Origin of the sequence: Paraburkholderia sp. J8-2 (genome assembly GCF_905220195.1) — a bacterium.
Taxonomy (GTDB): Bacteria; Pseudomonadota; Gammaproteobacteria; order Burkholderiales; family Burkholderiaceae; genus Paraburkholderia.
The window spans coordinates 193,553-211,152 of record NZ_CAJMZA010000003.1 but is presented as its reverse complement, the minus strand read 5'-3'; the positions used below and the strand labels follow the sequence as shown (position 1 = coordinate 211,152).

The window sequence follows — 17,600 nt, the reverse complement described above, 5'->3', positions numbered from 1 at the left end:
CGCGTTCTGCGCGCACTAACGTGAATCGTGAAAAATCAGGCCGACGGTGTGACGCTTCCCACTGCGCACCACGCTCACGCCGTGGCGCATGGCGACCTTGCGCGTACCGCCGCGCCGATTCGCCGCCGGCCGCTGGTTGACGGTGAACAGCACCGCGTCGCCCTGCTCCAGCGGAATCACTTCCGCACATTGGCCGTTCGATGCGCTCTGCGTCATCACGAACTCGCCACCCTCGAAGTCGACGCCGGGCCGCGAGAGCAGCATCGCCATCTGCAGCGGAAACACATGCTCGCCGTAGAGATCCTGATGCAGACAGTTGTAGTCGCCAGGGCCATATTCGAGGATGAGCGGCGTCGGGCGCGTCTGCCCTGCGCGGTGGCATTGGTCGAGAAACGTGTCGAGGTCGGCTGGATACCGCGTGTCGATCCCCAGTCGCTCGTTCCATCGATTGGCGATAGGCGCGAGGTGCGGATAGATCGCCTGCCGCAACCGCTGCAACAACGACGGCAGTGGATACGAAAAATACTTGTATTCCCCGCGCCCGAAATTGTGACGCGCCATGACGATGCGCGAGCGGAAGCCATCGTCGCTCGGGTATAGCGCGGCGAGTTGCGTGCACTGCACGGGCCTGAGCACACGGGGCAAAACGGCGTAACCGTGCGCATCGAGCGATCGCTCGATCTCGACCCAATCGTAAGTGCCGGATTCCGGCTTGTCCGCCCTCATGGCTGCGGTTTTCATCGCTTCGTTTCCTCATGTCGCGACGGCTATTCTCGCCGACATCGTATACGGGCCTACGATACGCCGACGCAACACGTGTTCCGATCCGAATGTTGCGCTCTAATTCCGCGCGCGCCGCCACGTGAATCGCGCTCGAACGTCACGGCAAGAAACGGGTATCTGCTCGGGTTGCTGCTCGATATTGTGCGTTTCAGGCGAAGCAATCCCGCTTCACCATGAATCGAAATCAGCAAGGAGTCGAACATGTCGATGCAAGAGGACAACAAGGCGATCGTTGGCCGTTGGTTCACGAGTTTCTGGGGCGAAACCTGCAACCTGGATATCGTCGACGAACTGGCCGCGCCGGACATGCTGCTCAAGTATTCGCTGCACGAGCCGCGCCGCGGCCGCGAGGACATCAAGGCGTTCATGAGCGGCTTTCGCACGGCGTTCCCCAATCTGAACTTCTGGGGTGCAGCCGACCTCATCGCCGAGGGCGAATTCGTGGTGGGTCAGTGGGAAGGCGGCGGCACGCATTCGGGCCCGGCGTTCGGGGACTTTCTCGCGGGAGCGTTGCCGGCGGCGAGCGGCCGCAAGATGCATTTCACCGGCACGACGGTGTTGCGCCTGAAGAACGGAAAGATCGTGGAAGAGATCGGACTGGACGACGGCGTAACGGCGCTCACGCAGCTCGGGCTCATCAAGCCGGCCTGACTGCGCCGCTAACGGCGCGTACCTGGGCGGCTCATGCGCACTGCGTCACGACGTTGGAGTGCGCATCGAGCCACACGGGAATCGCATCGAGCTTCGCGCCTGCGCACGGACCTTCGATGCACTGCCCGTCTTCAAAGCGAAACAACGCACTATGATGCGCGCACATGATCACTTGCGCGCGATACGTTGGCACACGGCCTGGCTCGTAGTCGAGCGGCACCGAGAAGTGCGGGCAGCGGTTTGCGTACGCCCACACTTCGCCGGCACGCCGCACGACGACGACCGGCCGCCCTGCCAGCGCGGCGTCGATCACGCGCGCGCCGCCATCGGGCACATCGTCGAGGCAACACAGGCTCACCGTCTGCATGACTCACACTCGTTGCTCAGGATTGCCAAGATTCCAGTCCCACGGGCGAATCTCGACACGTTCGAACAAACCCGCCAGCGTATAGGGATCGTCGCGCACGAAGCGCATTACGTCGTCGTATCCTTCAGCCTCGATCACGAGCAGCGTGCCGTTGAGCGCGTTGCAATGCGGCGCGAGCGTCGAACCGCCCAGCCTCACGAACACGCCGCGCTGCGCGGCGGAGCGCAGATACGTGCGATGCCCCGCGCGCTCGCGCTCGCGCACTTCGCGCATGCCGGGCTTGTCGGTAGCGAATACCGCGTAGTAGCGCGTGTGCGGTCTCATGCGCGCTCCAGCACGAAGTCGTAGCGCGCCTCGCGAAAGCCGCGCTCGAAGCCAAACTGCTGCGCGGTCGCGTCGCCCACCACGTGCTCGCGATAGTCCACGAGCAGCGAGGGCTTCACGCCGAACACCGCATCCGAGTCCAGATACGGGTCGTTCTGGTTGAACAGGTGTGTCACGAGCGTGCTGTGGTCCGGCGCCGTAATCATGAAGTGCAGATGCGCGGGTCGCCACGGATGCCGCCCGGTGGCATTGAGCATGCGGCCCACCGGGCCGTCAGTCGGAATCGGGTAGCACACCGGCACGATGGTGCGGATCGCGTAGCGGCCTTCGGCGTCGGTGCGATAACGGCCGCGCAGGTTGCCGTGCGGCTGCGCGGTGTCCTGCCCCGAGTACATGCCGTTGTCCGCCGTCTGCCACACGTCGAGCAGGGCGTTCGCCACGGGCTTGCCGTCGGTCGTCAGCACGCGGCCATGCACGAGCGCCGGCGTGCCTGGCGTGAACGCCATGTTCTCGCCAAAAGCGCGTTCCGGCATGCCTTCGATATAGAACGGGCCGAACACGGTCGTATCGGTCGCGCCGGAAGCGTAGCGGTGATTGATTGCGTCGACGAGCATCGACACGCCAAGCGTGTCGGAAAGCAGGATGAATTCCTGGCGCACGACGTCGTCGCACATCTGGCCCGTCTCGGTCAGGAAGCGGATCGCGGCAAACCACTCCGCCTCCGTCGGCTCGACTTCGCGCACGTAAGCATGCAAATGCCGCACGAGGCTTTGCATCAGCGTGCGCAGGCGCGCGTCGGGTGTGTTCGCGAAACGGCCCACGACCTGTTCGGTCAAGGCGCGTTCGGCCTCGGTGCCATGGATCGACATGGTTGTCTCCTTTCCTCTGTTTTGTGCGCCACGCGCGGCTAGCGCGGCGCCGCGCCTTCCCACGCCCGTTGCAGCAGCGCGCGGATCGCCTCGCGCTCCAGCGGGCGCGGATTGGGATAGGCATTCGTGCAAGCGAGATCGGCCGCTTCGTCGAGGCCCGCTTCGGGCATGCCGATTTCCTTGAGCGACAGTGCAATGCCAAGCGATTCGTTCAACGCGTAGAGCCGCGGTCCGGCTTCGTCCGCATGCGTGCCGCCGAGCGCGCGCGCCACGCGTTCGAGCGCGTATGGCGCAGCCGCGTGGTTGTAGTGCGCCGTATGCGGCAGCATGACCGCATGCGTTTGCGCGTGCGGCAAGTTGAAAGTGCCGCCGAGCGTGTGGCATAGCTTGTGATGCAGCGCCATGCCCACCGCGCCGAGGCAACTGCCCGCGAGCCACGCGCCGTAGAGCGCGCGGCTGCGCGCCGCCGCGTCGTCCGGGCGACGCACGACAACCGGCAGCGCATCGCCCAATGCGCGAATCGATTCCTCGGCCATCAGGCTGATTACCGGGTTCGCGTCCTGGGCATAGAGCGCTTCTACCGCATGCGCCATGGCGTTCACGCCCGAGGCCGCCGAAATACCGGCCGGCAGCGAGACCGTGAGCGACGGGTCGTAGATCACCGTGCGCGGCAGCACGCGCAGGTCGCGCCCGGTCTTTTTCAGGCGCCCTTCGGTGAGGCCGTAGATGGGTGTCATCTCCGAGCCCGCATAGGTAGTGGGCACAGCGACGATCGGCAGCGACGATTCGAGCGCGATGGCCTTGCCAAGGCCGATGGTCGAGCCGCCGCCCACGGCCACGCAGCACTGCGCGTCCAGCGCCGCCGCCTGTTCGCGTGCGGCCCGCGCGACTTCCACCGGCACGTGCATGACCGCTTGCGCGTGGACGCCGGCGGCGCGCTCGCCAAGCAGGCGCGCGACTTCTTCCGCGAGCGGACGCTGCTCGGGCGTCGAGAGGATCAACGCGCGGCGCGCGCCTAGCCGGTCCACTTCCTCGGGCAAGCGCGCGAGGTTGCCCCAGCCGAACACCACGCGCGACGGCAAGCCCTGATAAACGAAGCGATCCATACGTGCCTCAACGCTTGAAGTGCGGGGGCACCTGCGCGTCCACGTTGACCCACACCGAGCGGGCCTCCGTGTAGTCGTGCATCGCCTCGAAGCCCATTTCGCGGCCGTAGCCCGATTGACCGACGCCGCCGAACGGGCTGCCCGGATTCACGCGCTTGTAGCAGTTCACCCAGCACATCCCCGCGTGAATCTTGCCCGCCATGCTGTGCGCGCGCGACAGGTCGCGCGTCCACAGGCCGCTGCCAAGCCCGTACTCGGTTCCGTTGGCAATGGCGAGCGCCTCCTCGTCCGACTTGAAACGCAGCACGGTCACGAACGGGCCGAACACCTCTTCCTGTGCGATACGATCGTTCGGCGTCTTCGCCTCGATCACCGTGGGGCGCACGTAGTAGCCGTTCGCAAGCGCCGGGTCCTGCGGCGAGGTGCCGCCCGTGAGCACGCGCCCGCCCTGCTCGCGCGCCACGTCCACGAATGCCTTCACACGCTCCAGGTGTTGCAGCGAGGTGAGCGGCCCCATTTCTGTTTCGGAATCCAAAGGATTTCCCACACGAATCGAAGCGGCGAGCGCGACGAAGCGCTCAAGAAATTCGTCGGCGATGCGCTCGTGCAGCACCAGACGCGAACCGGCGATGCACGCCTGGCCCTGGTTGTGGAAGATCGCCCAGGCCGCGCCGTTGATGGCGGCGTCGAGATTGGCGTCGTCGAATACGATATTGGCGCCCTTGCCGCCCAGTTCGAGCTGCACGCGCTTCAGGTTCCCCTTCGAGGCCTCCACAATGCGCCGCCCCGTAGCCGTCGATCCGGTGAAAGCGATCTTGCCCACGCCCTCGTGCTCCGCGAGCCGCTGCCCGGCCGTATGGCCATAGCCCGGCACGATGTTGACGACACCCGCGGGAAAGCCGACTTCCGCCATCAGTTCGACAATGCGCAGCGTGGAAAGCGGCGTGATTTCCGAGGGCTTCAGCACGACCGTGTTGCCGGCTGCGAGCGCCGGGCCCATCTTCCAGCTCGTGAACATGAGCGGAAAATTCCACGGCACGATTTGACCCACCACGCCAATGGGCGCGCGCTGCACGTAGTTGAGAAAGCCTGTTTCAACGGGAATGACCGAGCCCTGGAGCTTGTCGGCCATGCCGCCGAAATAGCGGAAGCACGCCGCCGTGCGCGGCACGTCGAGCGCGCGCGAATCGCGAATCGGGTGCCCCGTATCGAGCGATTCCAGTTGCGCAAGCTCTTCACCGTTCGCTTCGATGGCGTCGGCCAGACGCAGCAGCAGCCGGCCACGCTCGGCGGCGGGTATCGCGGCCCACTGGGGGAAAGCGCGCGTGGCGGCGGCCACAGCCAGATCGATATCGGCGGCGGTGGCGGCGGCGATCTTCGTGATCAACGAGCCGTCGTGCGGGTTCAGCACGTCGATCGTGCCGCCTTCGACGGCGTCAACGAATCGGCCGTCGATGAACAATTGCGTTTGCATGAGTCAATCCTCGATTAATGCTTAGGCATGCTGCATAACTTCGCGGCGCTTTCAGAAGTCGACCGGATACGGCTTGAGATCGCCGCTCTCGTAGCGCTTGGGCAGGTCCGCGGTCGCGTTCTCCCACACGAGCAGCATCGAGCGCTTGGTCGAATAGCCCTGATGGCGGATATCGGCGGGCATGGCGCAGATGTCGCCCGCGCGCATGGTGATACGGGCGCGCGGCGCGCCGGTGTTCTTGTCGCCGATGTCCCAGACGATTTCGTCGGAAAGCTGCAGGAACCATTCCACGCGGTCGTTGCCGTGGAAAACCGGCAGGATGTATTCCTCCGTGGTCGGGCAAAACAGGCTCTGCCCGCATACCGAAGTGACCGAGGGGTTCCACGTCACGTCCGAGCGCGAGAGGTACTTGAAGAGGTTGAACGCGTGCAACTCGCCTTCGAAGCCGGGCTCGGCGTGCACTTCGGGGTTGTCCTGAGGCACGTCGGCGAAGGCGCGGTTCACCGGCAGGTCGTCGCGCAGCGGCGAGTCGCCTTCGAGGCCCGGCATGCGGCGCGTGGCGATGCGCGTGCGCTCGATTGCGGCGTCGTTCTCGCCATGCTTGCGGCCGAATGCGGTGCCGGTTTCCTCGGGCGCGGCGAACGGGTCGAAGCCTTCGTTGGTCCAGTCGTGCAGGATCGCCTTGAAGGTCGCCATGATGGTGGGCGTTTCGAAGGTCTCGATATAGTCCACGCCGGCTTCCTTCATGATGCCGTTGAACGAACCGGCGTAGACGTCCACCTTGCCGTAGTGATTGCGCGTGCCGAACACGTGATCGAAATTCACCCAGCCGTAGAAGAAGCCCCACGCCACGTCGCGCATCATCGCGCGCAGGAAGGCGTCGGCGGGAATGGCGTGCGTGCGGGTCTGCCCTTTCGCGGGCCACAGTACCTTCACGAAGTATTCGTCGCGTGTGAATTCGAACGCGCCAAGCGTATAGCGGCGATAGCCGGTCACGGCGTCGGGCTCGCTCGCGCGTACGGTGTCGGCGGCAAAACCTGCGGAGTGGTCGAGGGTTTCGAGGGTGGCCATTTGTGTCTCCAGTCGTCTCTAGTGATGGGTTGGCGCGTGTTTTCAGTGCAGGCAGATATCTGCCCACTTCTGCACGGACAGTTCACCGACCATGGTCTGCACGAGCGCCACGCCAGCCTTCTGCGCGCTGAAGCGATACGCGCAACCCGCCGGCAGCAGCGCCTGGTGTCCGCGGCGCAGCACCACGTGGCCCATCTTGCGGCCTGCGGGTTGCTCGCCCGCGTCGACCGTGCCCGTAGCGCCCTTGGGCGGCGTATCGAGCTTGATGAAGTCGATGCGCACTTCGCCATCCATCAGAATCACGAACTCGTCGTGTGCGCAGGCGAACCAGCGCGACTGTCCCTGCGTGCGCAGCACCTCGATCACGTATTCGAGGTTCTTGCCGACCACGACCTTTTCAAAGGGCGCCGAGTTTGCAGCGACTTCGAAGACGTTCGAGAAAACATAGTGGCGGGCGTCGCCGCTCGTGATTTCGATCTCGCCCTTGCGGTACTGCTCGAGCGAGCCGAAGAGGGTGTGGAACGACGAATCGGTCATGGCTGTCTCCTGTTTTGGAAGGTGTCGTTGGAAACAACTTTAGGAGCGCTGCACGGCGGCCACAACCGGCGGCCAGGCGACTACGGCATTCGCGTTTCGCAAATAATCGCGGCAGGCAAATCCAGCGGCCCGCCGCGAGCGCTAGCGCACCCAGCCGCGCTCGATCAACGGCACGTCCCATGCGGGCTCGGGGCCCAGATATTCGGCGAGAAACTCCACGAGCGCCTTCACTTTCAGGGCCTGGCGCTGCGTGGAGGGATACACGGCGGCGAAGCTCAACGCCGAGAGGTGGTAGTCGGTGAGGATCGGCACGAGCGAGCCGTTCAGGAGCGCCTCGCTCGCCACGAGCGTAGGCAGGCACACCACGCCGCCGCCCGTGAGCGCGTAGTCGCGCAGCAAATGCACGGAGTTCGAGCGGATCATGCCGGGCAATTCCATCTCCACGACTTCGTCGCCGCGCGTCATCGTCCAGCGGTTGCGCGAGGGATAACCCGAATAGAGCGCCGTGGTGTGCTGCAGCAATTCGCGGGGATGCTGCGGCGCGCCATGCTCCTCCACATAAGCGGGCGTGGCGCAGAAGAGCCGCCGCACGGAAAAGAGCCGCCGCTCGATCAGCGAATCGGAAATAGGCGGGAAGATCTGGAAAGCGACGTCGAAGCCTTCTTCGATCGGATCGACCACGCGGTCATTGACGATCACATCGAGCTGAATGCCGGGATAGCGGCGATTGAACTCGGCAAGCGGCGCGCCGAAATGGCCCAGCGCGAAGCCCGGTAGTATCTGGATGCGCAGCCTGCCCGTTGGCGTGGCGCGCAGCTCGCGCATCTGGTCGGTCAGCTCGTTCACGCGCCCCACCACCTCGGCGCATTCACGATAAAACGCCTCCCCGACTTCGGAGAGGCGCACGTGCCGCGTGCTGCGATGAAAGAGCGGTGCGTTGACGAACTTCTCCAGTTGCTGGATGCGGTTCGTCACGACCGAACTGGTAACGCCGAGTTGCCGGGCCGCTTCCGCGAAACTGCTCGTTTCCGCGACGCGCACAAAAGCCTCGATGCTCAGGAATCGATCCATGCTCCTCTCTTCTTTATGGGTTCGCGCCCTCCCAGTATAGGGCCCGCTTCCCGTCGGCCATGCCGCTGCTTCACGAGCGGCATGGCAAGAGTGGGCGACGTGGACGGCGCGCTTCGCCTACTCGGCCTGCCCCGCCGCGGGCAATGGCGCGGCGGCGGCAACCGTCTCGCTGCGCCGCAGCTTCGCGGGCGCGGTTTCCTTGAGCAAGAGGCTCACCAGGACACCGAGCAAAACTGCGCCAATCGGCAGCCACAAAATATTCTGGATACCGAAATGCGCGGCAACGAATCCTGCAAGCGCGGGCGCCACGCCACCTCCGAATATTTCGCCCGCGCCTACCACGAGGCCAATCGAAGTCGACACCATGCCGGCCGGCGCGGCCTCGGTGGCAACGGGTCCCGAGAGCAGCGAAACGAGGCCCAGCGTGAAGAAGGAAGCCGCGAACAGCACCGCGAAGAGTTCGAGCGGCTGTGCACCGAGACCACGAAACACGATCAGCATGACAGCGGTGCCCACGAAGCCGAGAATGCTCGCCATGCGCCGGCCCAGCAGATCCGAAAGACCCGGCAAGCCGAACTGTCCGACGAAACCGCCAAAGCCGATCGCCGAGGCCACGATGCCCATGCGCTGCGTGTCGAGCGACAGATACTGCGTGAGGTAGAGCGGCAGCATGGCGCCAAGCACGAACACGCCCGTCATGGCGCAGAAGAGCGCGACCATGGCCACGGGAATGTTGCGGCTGCGGATCACGTCGCGCCAGTGGCCGCGTTCGGCCTTTGCCGCGTGCGCGCCTGCGCCGGGCGACGAGGCGCCTTGCGGTTCCCGGATCACGCGATACATCAGCAGGCCGAGAATGAGGCCCGGCACCGAGACGAGCGCGAACACCCAGCGCCAGCTCATCACCCCCAGCAACTGCGTGGCGATGATCGGTGCAAGCGCGAGCCCGAACAGCGCGAAGCCGCTTTGCTGGAGCCCGAGATTGAAGCCGCGGCGCTTCGGGTGCGAGGCATCGGCCGTGGCGGCGAAGCTCGTTGGGCAAAACGAGCCTTCGGCCACGCCCATCAGTGCGCGCACGGCCAGGAGGCTGGCAAAACCGCCTGCGATGCCGGAGAAGCCCGAAAGCAACGAGAACGCGATGATCGCCGGAATCAGCACCTTGCGCCGCCCGACCTTGTCGGACAGGCCGCCCATGACCGCCGCGAACACGCCCCACGACAGGCCGAGTATGCCTATGCAGTTGCCGACATCCTGCGCATTGAGGTTGAGGTCTTTCATGATGGACGGGAACAGCGGCGCGATCAGCCAGCGGTCGAGGCCCACGAGGCCAAAGCCCAGCGCCAGCAGCGTCACGGCCTTCCATTCGTAGGCCGTATCCCATGTGTTCGGTTTCATCTCTGTCTCCTTGGGCCGGCCGGATGCCGCGCCACACGCTCATGTTCGAAAACGGTGTGCGACGCGAGGTGTCACGCTGCAGGCTTGCAGGACGCCATCGACATCGACGCCGCAAAGATAGTCGCAAGCGAGGCGTAATCAGTACCGGATAACGCCCGAATACGTCATTTGCGAATCGCGAACAATCGGGCGCGCAAGGCCGGCGGCCAAGGCTGAAGGGAGGCTGCGACAGGAACGCGCCACGCGTGGTAGCGCGGCGCGCCCACCCCAGGAGAAGTACGGGTAGACGCTCGCGCCTGCGCCGGGCGGTCTGCCAGTGCAGACGCCCAATACGTCTAAGGCATAGCCGCGCTCACGCCTTGCGCAAGTGCTCGGTATGCATGTCGCTCAAGCGGTTGAGCAGAATGCCGTAGCCGGTCAAGTGCCCGAGATAGACGCTCGTAAACACACCCGTGGCGGGCAGCGTCTCGACCAGCGCATGCAGTTCCTCGCGCGCGAGCGGCGCCACGAGAAGACCCGGGCGTTCCACCCGCAGGTCGGCCTGTGAAGCCAGTTGCCGGTGCACGTCCACCAGGCGCGCGAGCCCACGCCGGTACGCGTCCTTCCATTGCGCGTCCAGCGCCTCGTATTGCGCGTTGAACGTGTCGAGCGTTTCGAGAAAGCCGACGATCGAATCGAATAGCTCGTGGTAGCACGAGAACAGCGGCAGCCGATCGCGGTTGCGCTTCAGATGCGGCGACACCCACGACTGCTCCAGGTCCGACTTGAGCAGATCGTGCGCCTGCTTCAGATTGCTGCTCGACACCCGCAGTGCGGCCGTCGCCGATTTCAGCTTTGCACGGTCCAGCGTTTTCGTTGCGACCTCGGTGAGCAACGCTTCGGCCTGCGCGTTGCCGTCGTTGACGAGCGTATTCGCCCAGAAGCCGTGATCGGGCGGAAACGCAATCTGCTGGATGATGAAACCGAGCAGCATGCCGAGCACCACGCCAATCAAACGCTGCTCCAGCAACGGTATGTGCTCGCCCGTGTACAGCACGAGCGTCATGGGCACGGTAACGCTCGTCATCTGGAACACCGAAGGCCTGATGCGCACGATCGTGAAGATCACGAGCGGCAGCAGGATCACCCCGAGCCACAAATGCGGCGCGGTCAGCCAGATCAGCAGCGTGCCGATCGGCATTGCCACGAGGTTCGACATCACGCGCTTGTAGAAGTAGCCGCGCGCCGCCGAGATGGAACTGCCGAGCGCGAGCGTGAGCATGGCCGAACCCGAGAGCGCGACCGCCGCTTCGGGATATCCGCACGCGTACGGAACGCCGAAGCCGATCCACATGCCGAGCGTGAGCTTCGTGTATTTCGCGAGTTCGGAGAGGGAAAAGCGGGCGAGCGCACGGCGAAACGGCGTGAGCGGTTTGTGGGCGTAGGAGATCGAAGCCATGGATGCCAGCGGTCGTGTCAGGCGGAGCGCCAATGTTAACGCGATTGACGCGAGTGTTCCGGCACTCAGTGCATTGACCAATCAATCCGGATTATTTTGCCGCCCGGATTTTCTTTCCGATTTGTCAGATAAAAGATCGGCGCCTTGCGCGGATGGCCGCCGCAAAAGGCTCTGCGGGCCGCCGTGCGCAAGTCGCATTCCTTCCGAATTATTTCCCATTTCTTTCGAGTTTTTTTCATTTACCGTCATGTCCAACGGATGAAGTTCGCATTACGAACCCGCTTTTTGCGAACGTCTCCGCATCCCTCAAGCACTGGGGTCTGCCCATGACGACAACAACGAAGGTCTCCATTTGCCTGCCGACGTACAACCGGCCTGAACTGCTCGTTCGCTGCATCGAATCGTGCCTCATGCAAACGCATGCGAACATCGAGATCGTGATCGGCGACGACTCGAGCGACGACCGCACGGCGCAACTGGTCGCCTCGCGTTACGGCAACGACCCGCGCATCGCCTACCGGCGCAACGTGCCCGCGCTCGGCCAGGCGCCCAACGTGGCCAGCCTCTTCGAGCGCGCGAGCGGAGACAAGATCCTCCTGATCCACGACGACGACTACCTGCTCGTGCACTGCATCGAGAAGCTGCTTGCGCAGTGGGAGCGTTACCCGGATCTCGAAGTCGCGTTCGGCGATCAATACGAAACCGATCATGACGGGCGCATCATGCACGCGGCCAGCGAGCGCATGAATAACGCGTATCACCGTACGGCCAGCGCGGCGGGCCTGCAAAACCCGCCGGGCCGCGTGGGCATCGTGCAGATGTTCCCCAACAACGGCTGGCTCGCGAATGCGGCACTCGTCAAGCGCATCGGCTACGACGACCGCTACGGCACCTGCTGCGACTACGTGTTCGGCACGCAGCTTTGTCTCGCCGCAAAACGTGTGTGCTACGTGAACGAATACGTCTCGTGCTATCGCATCACCGATGTTTCGGTATCCCAGGCAACACGCACGAGCATCAATGCGTCATCGATCTCGGCGTGGCGCTTTCTCAACGGCCTCGCGCTGACGCCCGAACTCGAACCGGCCCGCAAGCTCGCCATGCGCCGGCTCGTGCCGATCGTGGTCTCGCTGCTCGCACGCAATCGCGAAGCACGCGCCGGGCTGCAGCTCGCGCTCGGCAATCTCTACGCGTACCGCTTCGGCTTCAGCCCGCGCCTTTACTACCACCTGCTGATGATCTGGAAGGCCACGCGGCGGCCCGGCACTGAGTCCGTCGCCCTGTTGGCCATCAAGGACGAGCCAGGCGTGGATACTTCCCGAACGCGCATGCCGTAACGCGCGTTTCACGCCGTGAACAGCGGCCGCAGGTCGGCGACGTTCGCGACGTGCTCCAGCGCGTTGATCCGCTCGATCAGTTGCGCGGTTTTTTGCTGGCCGAGCACCGGCTCCATGAGATCGCGCGCCTTCTCGTTCACCTGCGCGACGCTCAGTGGGTTCTCTTTCGTGCCGGGCGGAAAGCGCGTGTAGTGGCTCACGGTGCGCCCGTCCGTCAACGTCACTTCGACGATGCCGCCGCGCGGCGCGGCCGGGTCGCTCAGCTTCGGGTCCGCAGCGACACTCACCTTCGCGCGCTGCGCCAGGATCTGCGGGTCGCGCATGAGCGCGGCGTCGTGGCTGTCCGCGAACGACACCGCGCCCTTCACGAGCGCCAGCGCCACCATGTGCTGGCAGTTGACGTCGGGCATCGCGCTGTCGCCGACAATGCCGATGGCGTCGCGCGGCACCTTCACCGTCACTGTTCGCACGTTGTCCGGCGTGAGCTGATATTGCCGCCGCAGCGTAAGCAATGCATCGAGCGGGGATTGAATCGGATAGCCCACCGAGTACGTCTTGATCGCCGTTTCGGTCACGAAGAAGCGGCTGCCGAGCTGGTCGATCATCGCCGGGGGCTGCGGCTTCGTGGAAAGCGCAATGAAGAGATTGTGCGTGCCGTCGAGCACGTCGGCCACGCCGGTCATGCCCGACTGCACCATGGTTGCCGCCATCACGCCATTGCGCGCGCCCATACCCGCGAAATCGAACGCCTTTTCAATGTGATCGCGGTCCTTCACCCAACTCCACAGCCCTGAAACCTGTTGCGCCGCGTAAGAGATCGCGTAGCGCGTCTGGCGTTCGTCGAGCCGCGCAAGAGCCGCGGCCGCGCCAAGCGCGCCGAACGTCGAGGCCGTGCCTTCCGCGCTGCGATGCGTCGCGCGCACGAGGTCCGGGTCGAGCGCCATGAGAAGCCGGCATGCGGTGTCGTAGCCCAGCGCGACGGCGCGCACGAACGCCGCGCCCGATGCGCCCTGTGCTTCGCCTAGCGCGAGCGCGGCGGGCACCGTGGAGCAGCCGGGGTGCGCCTTCGTGACGGGCTCGAAGTCGTCGGTCTCGTCGGAGTGCGCGCACATGGCGTTGGCGAGCGCGGCGTTCACGGTGCTCGTGCGCAGGTCCGAGCCAACGACCGAAGCCTGGGGTGCGCCGCCAAGCGAACGGACGTATTGCGTCGCCAGCATGCCGGGTCGCATGCGGGAACCCGACACCATCGCGCCGATGGTATCGAGTATGTGGTTCTTGCATTCGATCAGCACGGCGTCGGGTAACGGCTTGTCGCGCGCGGCGACGATGTAGCGCGCGAGTTGCGCGGTGATGCCGGTGTCGTCGGGCGACGACGAAGGCGATACGTCGGCGGCAAATGCGTGCTTTGCGCCGAGGACAGGCAGCATGCTGTACGCCGCGGCGCACTGAAGCATGCGGCGGCGCGATGGCGAAGGCGTTATTGGCATCTTTATCCGTTCGGAATCCGTATTGATATCGTTCTGCTAGCTGCGGCTCATGCCGTAATGGCGCCCGCGTCGAAACGATAGGCCATAAGCGCGGCCAGCCCGCGCCGTCCGTCTATCGAAGCCGCAGCGCTCGTAAAGCCGTGCTTCGCGAGCAAGGCCGCTTCGATGGCGTCGGCGGCCGCCTTGCCGGTCTCCAGCGCGCCCATGACTTCGCCCACGTTGCGTGCAAGCCCTGCGGCCTGCGTGGCGGCAATGCCGAGCGCGTGGCGCGTGCGCAGCGCGTCGAGCCCGAGAAGACGCGCTGCCGCGAGCGTCGCCCCCACAATCCCGAGCGACGCGGCCACGTTCCAGCGCGCGCGAAACGCTTCGTCGTCCAAGGCGGCCCCCAGCCGCGCCGAAGCGCGCGTACCGACCGCGACGGCAGCGGCGATGTCCTCATCGGCGGCCTCGAGAGACTCGCCCAGCGCAAGCGCTGCCGCAATGACGGGCGTGGCGGTCGAACCGGCATCCAGCGGGGCGAGCGCAGCGCCGAACTGCCACGCGCGCGAGCGCGCATCGGCGGCATGGCCAAGCATTTCGCTCAACGGACTGGCATCGCGGGGCTGCCCGGCGCAGCGGCGCGCGTTGGCCACCGCGCTGCGCGCGGCCTCGAGTTCTCGTGCGCCGGGCTGCGCGACGGCAAGCGCCACGAATGCGTCGGCAACGGCGGAGTGAGCGGCGGGGTTATGCATGAACCAGATCCTTGTTAGGCGTGCACAGGGCGAAGAACGCATCGAGACCGGCTGCGCGCTCCACGTTCTCAACGGCAGCGGCAATACGATCCGCCGCGCCTGCGCCAAGTCGCGGGTCGATCAGCAAGCGCACCTTGTCGCGCAGTTCCTCGTCAGTCAGGGGCCGCGCGAGACTGCCGCGCGCGTGCTCGACGTGATGCGCGACAACGCTGCCGTCGTGAAGCCGCGCCTCGATATACACCTCGTCGCGGTTCACGGCGGCGTCGGGCACAAGCGTTGTTTTCGCGCGCAGCGTCTTCACGTCGTCGCGCGTCACGCGGCTGTCCTCGTACTGCGCGAGCCCCACCTGGCCGTCGCACAGCGCGGCGGCAACGCCATGGATCGCGCTAAAGCGCGCCTGCAGGCCGTCATGCGGCTGCGGATTGCCCATCAGCTCGGGCACGAGCGGATGGCAGCGCAACACGATCGCGTCGACTGAAGCGGCATCCGCAATGCGGCCCGCAATCGCGAGGCCCGCGTCGATGGCCGGATGCGCGACGATCCCGCACGGATAGGGCTTATAGGTGTTGAACAGCAGTTCCCAGCGCTCGCCGAACTCGCCGTTCATGCGCTCGAAGTCCACCTTCGTCGAGAGCGATCGCGCGTAGCCTCCCGGCGCTTCGAAAATATCCGCAGCCGCCTGCTGTCCGTACTTCGCGAGCCTTGCTGCGTCGATGCCGTTGGCAGCCGTTTTGCCGGGATGAAACGGCTTGGTCATGGTGCCGAAGGCCTCGCGCTGCCCGATGAACATCGAAGCCGCAATCGATACGGCCTCCTTAAGTTTGGCTTCGTCTAGCCCGAGCAACAGCGCCGCCGTGACTGCGCAGCCAATCACGCCGCACGTGCCCGTGATATGCCAGCCCCGGTCGTAGTGCTCCGGCGAGATTGCCACGCCCACGCGTAATTGCGCCTCGCATCCCAGCGCGAAAGCCGTGAGCGCCTGTGCGCCGGTGGGCCGCATTTGCGGCGCGAGCGCGGCGAGCACCGCGAGCGTGGACGCGGCGGGATGGATGACGGTGGCGAGATGCGTATCGTCGAAATCGTCCAGATGACCGGCGAAGCCGTTCGCCAGCGCGGCGAAATGCACGTCGGTGCGCTCAGTCCGGCCCAGCACGCCCGCCTCGCGCGCAGCGCCCAGATCGCGCGCAGCGGCGAGTATCGCCTCCACGCCCGGATGCATGCACGCGCCTATTGTTGTGCCCACAACGTTGATGAACGAACGCTTCGCTTCCTTCAAAACGCCGGCGGGCAACGGACGTTGTGCCAGCCCATACAAGCCCTGCGCGAACGCCGCGGCGATGGAACCCCTCATTGCGACAACTCCTCTAGACGGACACCGTTAGTTTTCGGACCCCACACGCCAACCGCCACGACGATCACGACCATGGCCGACGAAATCAGCAGGAACACGGCGGGCACGCCGTAGTGCTTGAGCAGTGCCGCCACCCAGAAGCCGACAAAGATCGAACTCACGCGGCTCCAGCTGAAGACGAAGCCCACGGCGCGCGCGCGGATGCGCGTGGGATACAGCTCGGCCTGATAGGTGTGGAAAATGCCGATGAGCCAGTTGTTCGCGATCGTGACCGCGCTGCCGAAAAGCAGGATCGGCACCGGGTCGCGCACCTGGCCGAACATCACGCCGGCCACGGCCACGACGATGGCGCAGCCGACCAGCTGCCACTTGCGCTGAAAGCGCTCCGCGCACGCCATGGCGCCAATCGCGCCGAGCGGCGTCGTAATGGCGATCACCATGGTGTAGAGCAGCGAATGCGTGATCGTGATGCCCTTCGAATACAACAGCACCGGCACCCACGCGCCGAAGCCGTACACACCGAAGGTCTGGCAGAAGTTGAAGAGCGAGAGCATCACCGTGCGCTTGAAGTAGCGTCCCTGCCACATCTCGATCCACGCGCCGCGTGCCTGCAGTTGGCTCGCGTCCGGGCCATCGGGCGGTTCGGCGAGCGGCTTGCCGGTTTCGGCGACCACCTTGCGCTCGATCTCGTCGACGATCTGGCGCGCCTCGCTCACGCGCCCTTTGCTCTCCAGCCAGCGCGGCGACTCCGGCAAGCCGTGGCGAATGAACCAGATAAACACCGCGCCGGCCGCGCCGATGATCATCACCCAGCGCCAGCCTTCCATGCCGAGGAAGGTGCGCGGCACGAGCACATAGGAAATCACGGCGACCACGGGCACCGAAGTGAGAATGACGAGGATGCTGAACGCCGTGTAGCGCCCGCGCGCGTCGCGCGGCGTGAGTTCGGAAATGTAAGTGTCGACAGTGATGAGCTGCATGCCGATGCCCACGCCCGCCACGAAGCGCCAGGCGTCCATGCCCAGCGGCGAATGCTGGAAGGCGGCGATGAAGCTCGCCACGGAGTACGTCAGCATGGCAAACGTGAACACCACGCGCCGGCCAAAGCGGTCGGTAATCCCGCCCAGCGCCACGGTGCCGACGAACATGCCCGCGAAGAACGAACCGAGGAAGCTGGCGAAGCCGTTGACGTCGAAGAGGCCGGCGGTGGTGGCGCGGTACAGCCCGCTGTGGATCAGGCCCAGCGAGATATAGGCCGCCATGAACATCTCGTAGAACTCGAACCAGCCGCCCACCGCGATGCGGGCAACGAGCCCGCGAAAGTACCGCGTAGGCGGCAGCCGGTCGAGCCGCGCCGAGACGCTCGCCTCGACGTGCGTTGACCCGGCAATCTCAGTTCCCATGTACATGGCGTCTCCTTGCCTGACGGGCAGCCGATCGGACTTTGTTTTAGTGTCGACAGTATAAGGCAGTATATGGCGACATTTCGCGTTTTACCGAGATATTCTCGTCTTAGTGTATACACTTAAACAACTAGCCTGTGACTTCGAAAGCGAAGCCGACTCTGGATTTGTTACAATCGGCGGCGCTGCGGCCGGTCGCGGCGCCTCG

General features: G+C 65.1%; 18 protein-coding genes. 3 read left to right on the top strand and 15 right to left on the bottom strand.

The window, feature by feature from the left end:
• Positions 1-15 precede the first annotated feature (15 nt).
• Positions 16-741, bottom strand: coding sequence for a 2OG-Fe(II) oxygenase (locus tag U5A52_RS09785; RefSeq protein WP_321934633.1), 726 nt, complete (start codon positions 739-741; stop codon positions 16-18).
• 243 nt (positions 742-984) lie between these two features.
• On the opposite strand from U5A52_RS09785, the gene U5A52_RS09780 reads away from it, so the two are divergent.
• A complete protein-coding gene (locus tag U5A52_RS09780; RefSeq protein WP_321934632.1) occupies positions 985-1,434 on the top strand; it encodes an ester cyclase in 450 nt (149 codons plus the stop codon).
• A 31-nt stretch (positions 1,435-1,465) separates the two neighbouring features.
• Here U5A52_RS09780 and U5A52_RS09775 read toward each other — a convergent pair whose 3' ends face one another.
• From U5A52_RS09775 to U5A52_RS09730, 10 genes are all read right to left on the bottom strand, one after another.
• Complete coding sequence (locus U5A52_RS09775; RefSeq protein WP_321934631.1) at positions 1,466-1,801, bottom strand: Rieske (2Fe-2S) protein; 336 nt, start codon at positions 1,799-1,801, stop codon at positions 1,466-1,468.
• Positions 1,802-1,804: 3 nt separating this feature from the next.
• Positions 1,805-2,125 (bottom strand): YciI family protein, encoded by a 321-nt coding sequence (locus U5A52_RS09770; RefSeq protein ID WP_321908149.1) that lies wholly within the window; start codon positions 2,123-2,125, stop codon positions 1,805-1,807.
• Positions 2,122-2,994 (bottom strand): intradiol ring-cleavage dioxygenase, encoded by an 873-nt coding sequence (locus U5A52_RS09765; RefSeq protein WP_321934630.1) that lies wholly within the window; start codon positions 2,992-2,994, stop codon positions 2,122-2,124. The genes U5A52_RS09770 and U5A52_RS09765 overlap by 4 nt, the downstream gene beginning before the upstream one ends.
• A gap of 38 nt (positions 2,995-3,032) precedes the next feature.
• Positions 3,033-4,100: a maleylacetate reductase gene (locus U5A52_RS09760; protein ID WP_321934629.1), complete on the bottom strand. Its 1,068-nt coding sequence runs from the start codon at positions 4,098-4,100 to the stop codon at positions 3,033-3,035.
• Positions 4,101-4,107: 7 nt separating this feature from the next.
• The gene (locus U5A52_RS09755; protein ID WP_321934628.1) at positions 4,108-5,574 is read right to left on the bottom strand and encodes an aldehyde dehydrogenase family protein; all 1,467 of its coding nucleotides are present in this window, start codon (positions 5,572-5,574) and stop codon (positions 4,108-4,110) included.
• A gap of 51 nt (positions 5,575-5,625) precedes the next feature.
• Positions 5,626-6,645: a hydroxyquinol 1,2-dioxygenase gene (locus U5A52_RS09750; RefSeq protein ID WP_321934627.1), complete on the bottom strand. Its 1,020-nt coding sequence runs from the start codon at positions 6,643-6,645 to the stop codon at positions 5,626-5,628.
• Between the two features lie 42 nt (positions 6,646-6,687).
• Positions 6,688-7,182: a hydroxyquinol 1,2-dioxygenase gene (locus U5A52_RS09745; protein ID WP_321908157.1), complete on the bottom strand. Its 495-nt coding sequence runs from the start codon at positions 7,180-7,182 to the stop codon at positions 6,688-6,690.
• Positions 7,183-7,323: 141 nt separating this feature from the next.
• Complete coding sequence (locus U5A52_RS09740; protein WP_028204520.1) at positions 7,324-8,253, bottom strand: LysR family transcriptional regulator; 930 nt, start codon at positions 8,251-8,253, stop codon at positions 7,324-7,326.
• A 117-nt stretch (positions 8,254-8,370) separates the two neighbouring features.
• Positions 8,371-9,645, bottom strand: coding sequence for an MFS transporter (locus tag U5A52_RS09735; RefSeq protein WP_321908160.1), 1,275 nt, complete (start codon positions 9,643-9,645; stop codon positions 8,371-8,373).
• A gap of 352 nt (positions 9,646-9,997) precedes the next feature.
• Positions 9,998-11,083 (bottom strand): FUSC family protein, encoded by a 1,086-nt coding sequence (locus tag U5A52_RS09730; protein WP_321908162.1) that lies wholly within the window; start codon positions 11,081-11,083, stop codon positions 9,998-10,000.
• Between U5A52_RS09730 and U5A52_RS09725 the strand changes: the two genes are divergently transcribed.
• Complete coding sequence (locus tag U5A52_RS09725) at positions 11,082-11,345, top strand: hypothetical protein (RefSeq protein ID WP_321908164.1); 264 nt, start codon at positions 11,082-11,084, stop codon at positions 11,343-11,345. The genes U5A52_RS09730 and U5A52_RS09725 overlap by 2 nt on opposite strands.
• Before the next feature lie 64 nt (positions 11,346-11,409).
• Entirely contained in the window at positions 11,410-12,420 is a 1,011-nt protein-coding gene (locus U5A52_RS09720; protein WP_321934626.1) for a glycosyltransferase family 2 protein, read from the top strand.
• A gap of 8 nt (positions 12,421-12,428) precedes the next feature.
• On the opposite strand, the gene U5A52_RS09715 is transcribed toward U5A52_RS09720, so the two are convergent.
• The 4 genes from U5A52_RS09715 to U5A52_RS09700 all read right to left on the bottom strand — a co-directional run bounded on the left by U5A52_RS09715 (position 12,429) and on the right by U5A52_RS09700 (position 17,398).
• Positions 12,429-13,847: an MmgE/PrpD family protein gene (locus tag U5A52_RS09715; RefSeq protein WP_321934625.1), complete on the bottom strand. Its 1,419-nt coding sequence runs from the start codon at positions 13,845-13,847 to the stop codon at positions 12,429-12,431.
• Positions 13,848-13,954: 107 nt separating this feature from the next.
• A complete protein-coding gene (locus tag U5A52_RS09710) occupies positions 13,955-14,638 on the bottom strand; it encodes an MmgE/PrpD family protein (RefSeq protein ID WP_321934624.1) in 684 nt (227 codons plus the stop codon).
• Entirely contained in the window at positions 14,631-15,989 is a 1,359-nt protein-coding gene (locus tag U5A52_RS09705; RefSeq protein ID WP_321934623.1) for an MmgE/PrpD family protein, read from the bottom strand. Before U5A52_RS09705 ends, U5A52_RS09710 begins: the two co-directional genes overlap by 8 nt.
• The gene (locus U5A52_RS09700) at positions 15,986-17,398 is read right to left on the bottom strand and encodes an MFS transporter (protein ID WP_321934622.1); all 1,413 of its coding nucleotides are present in this window, start codon (positions 17,396-17,398) and stop codon (positions 15,986-15,988) included. Before U5A52_RS09700 ends, U5A52_RS09705 begins: the two co-directional genes overlap by 4 nt.
• Positions 17,399-17,600: the final 202 nt, after the last annotated feature.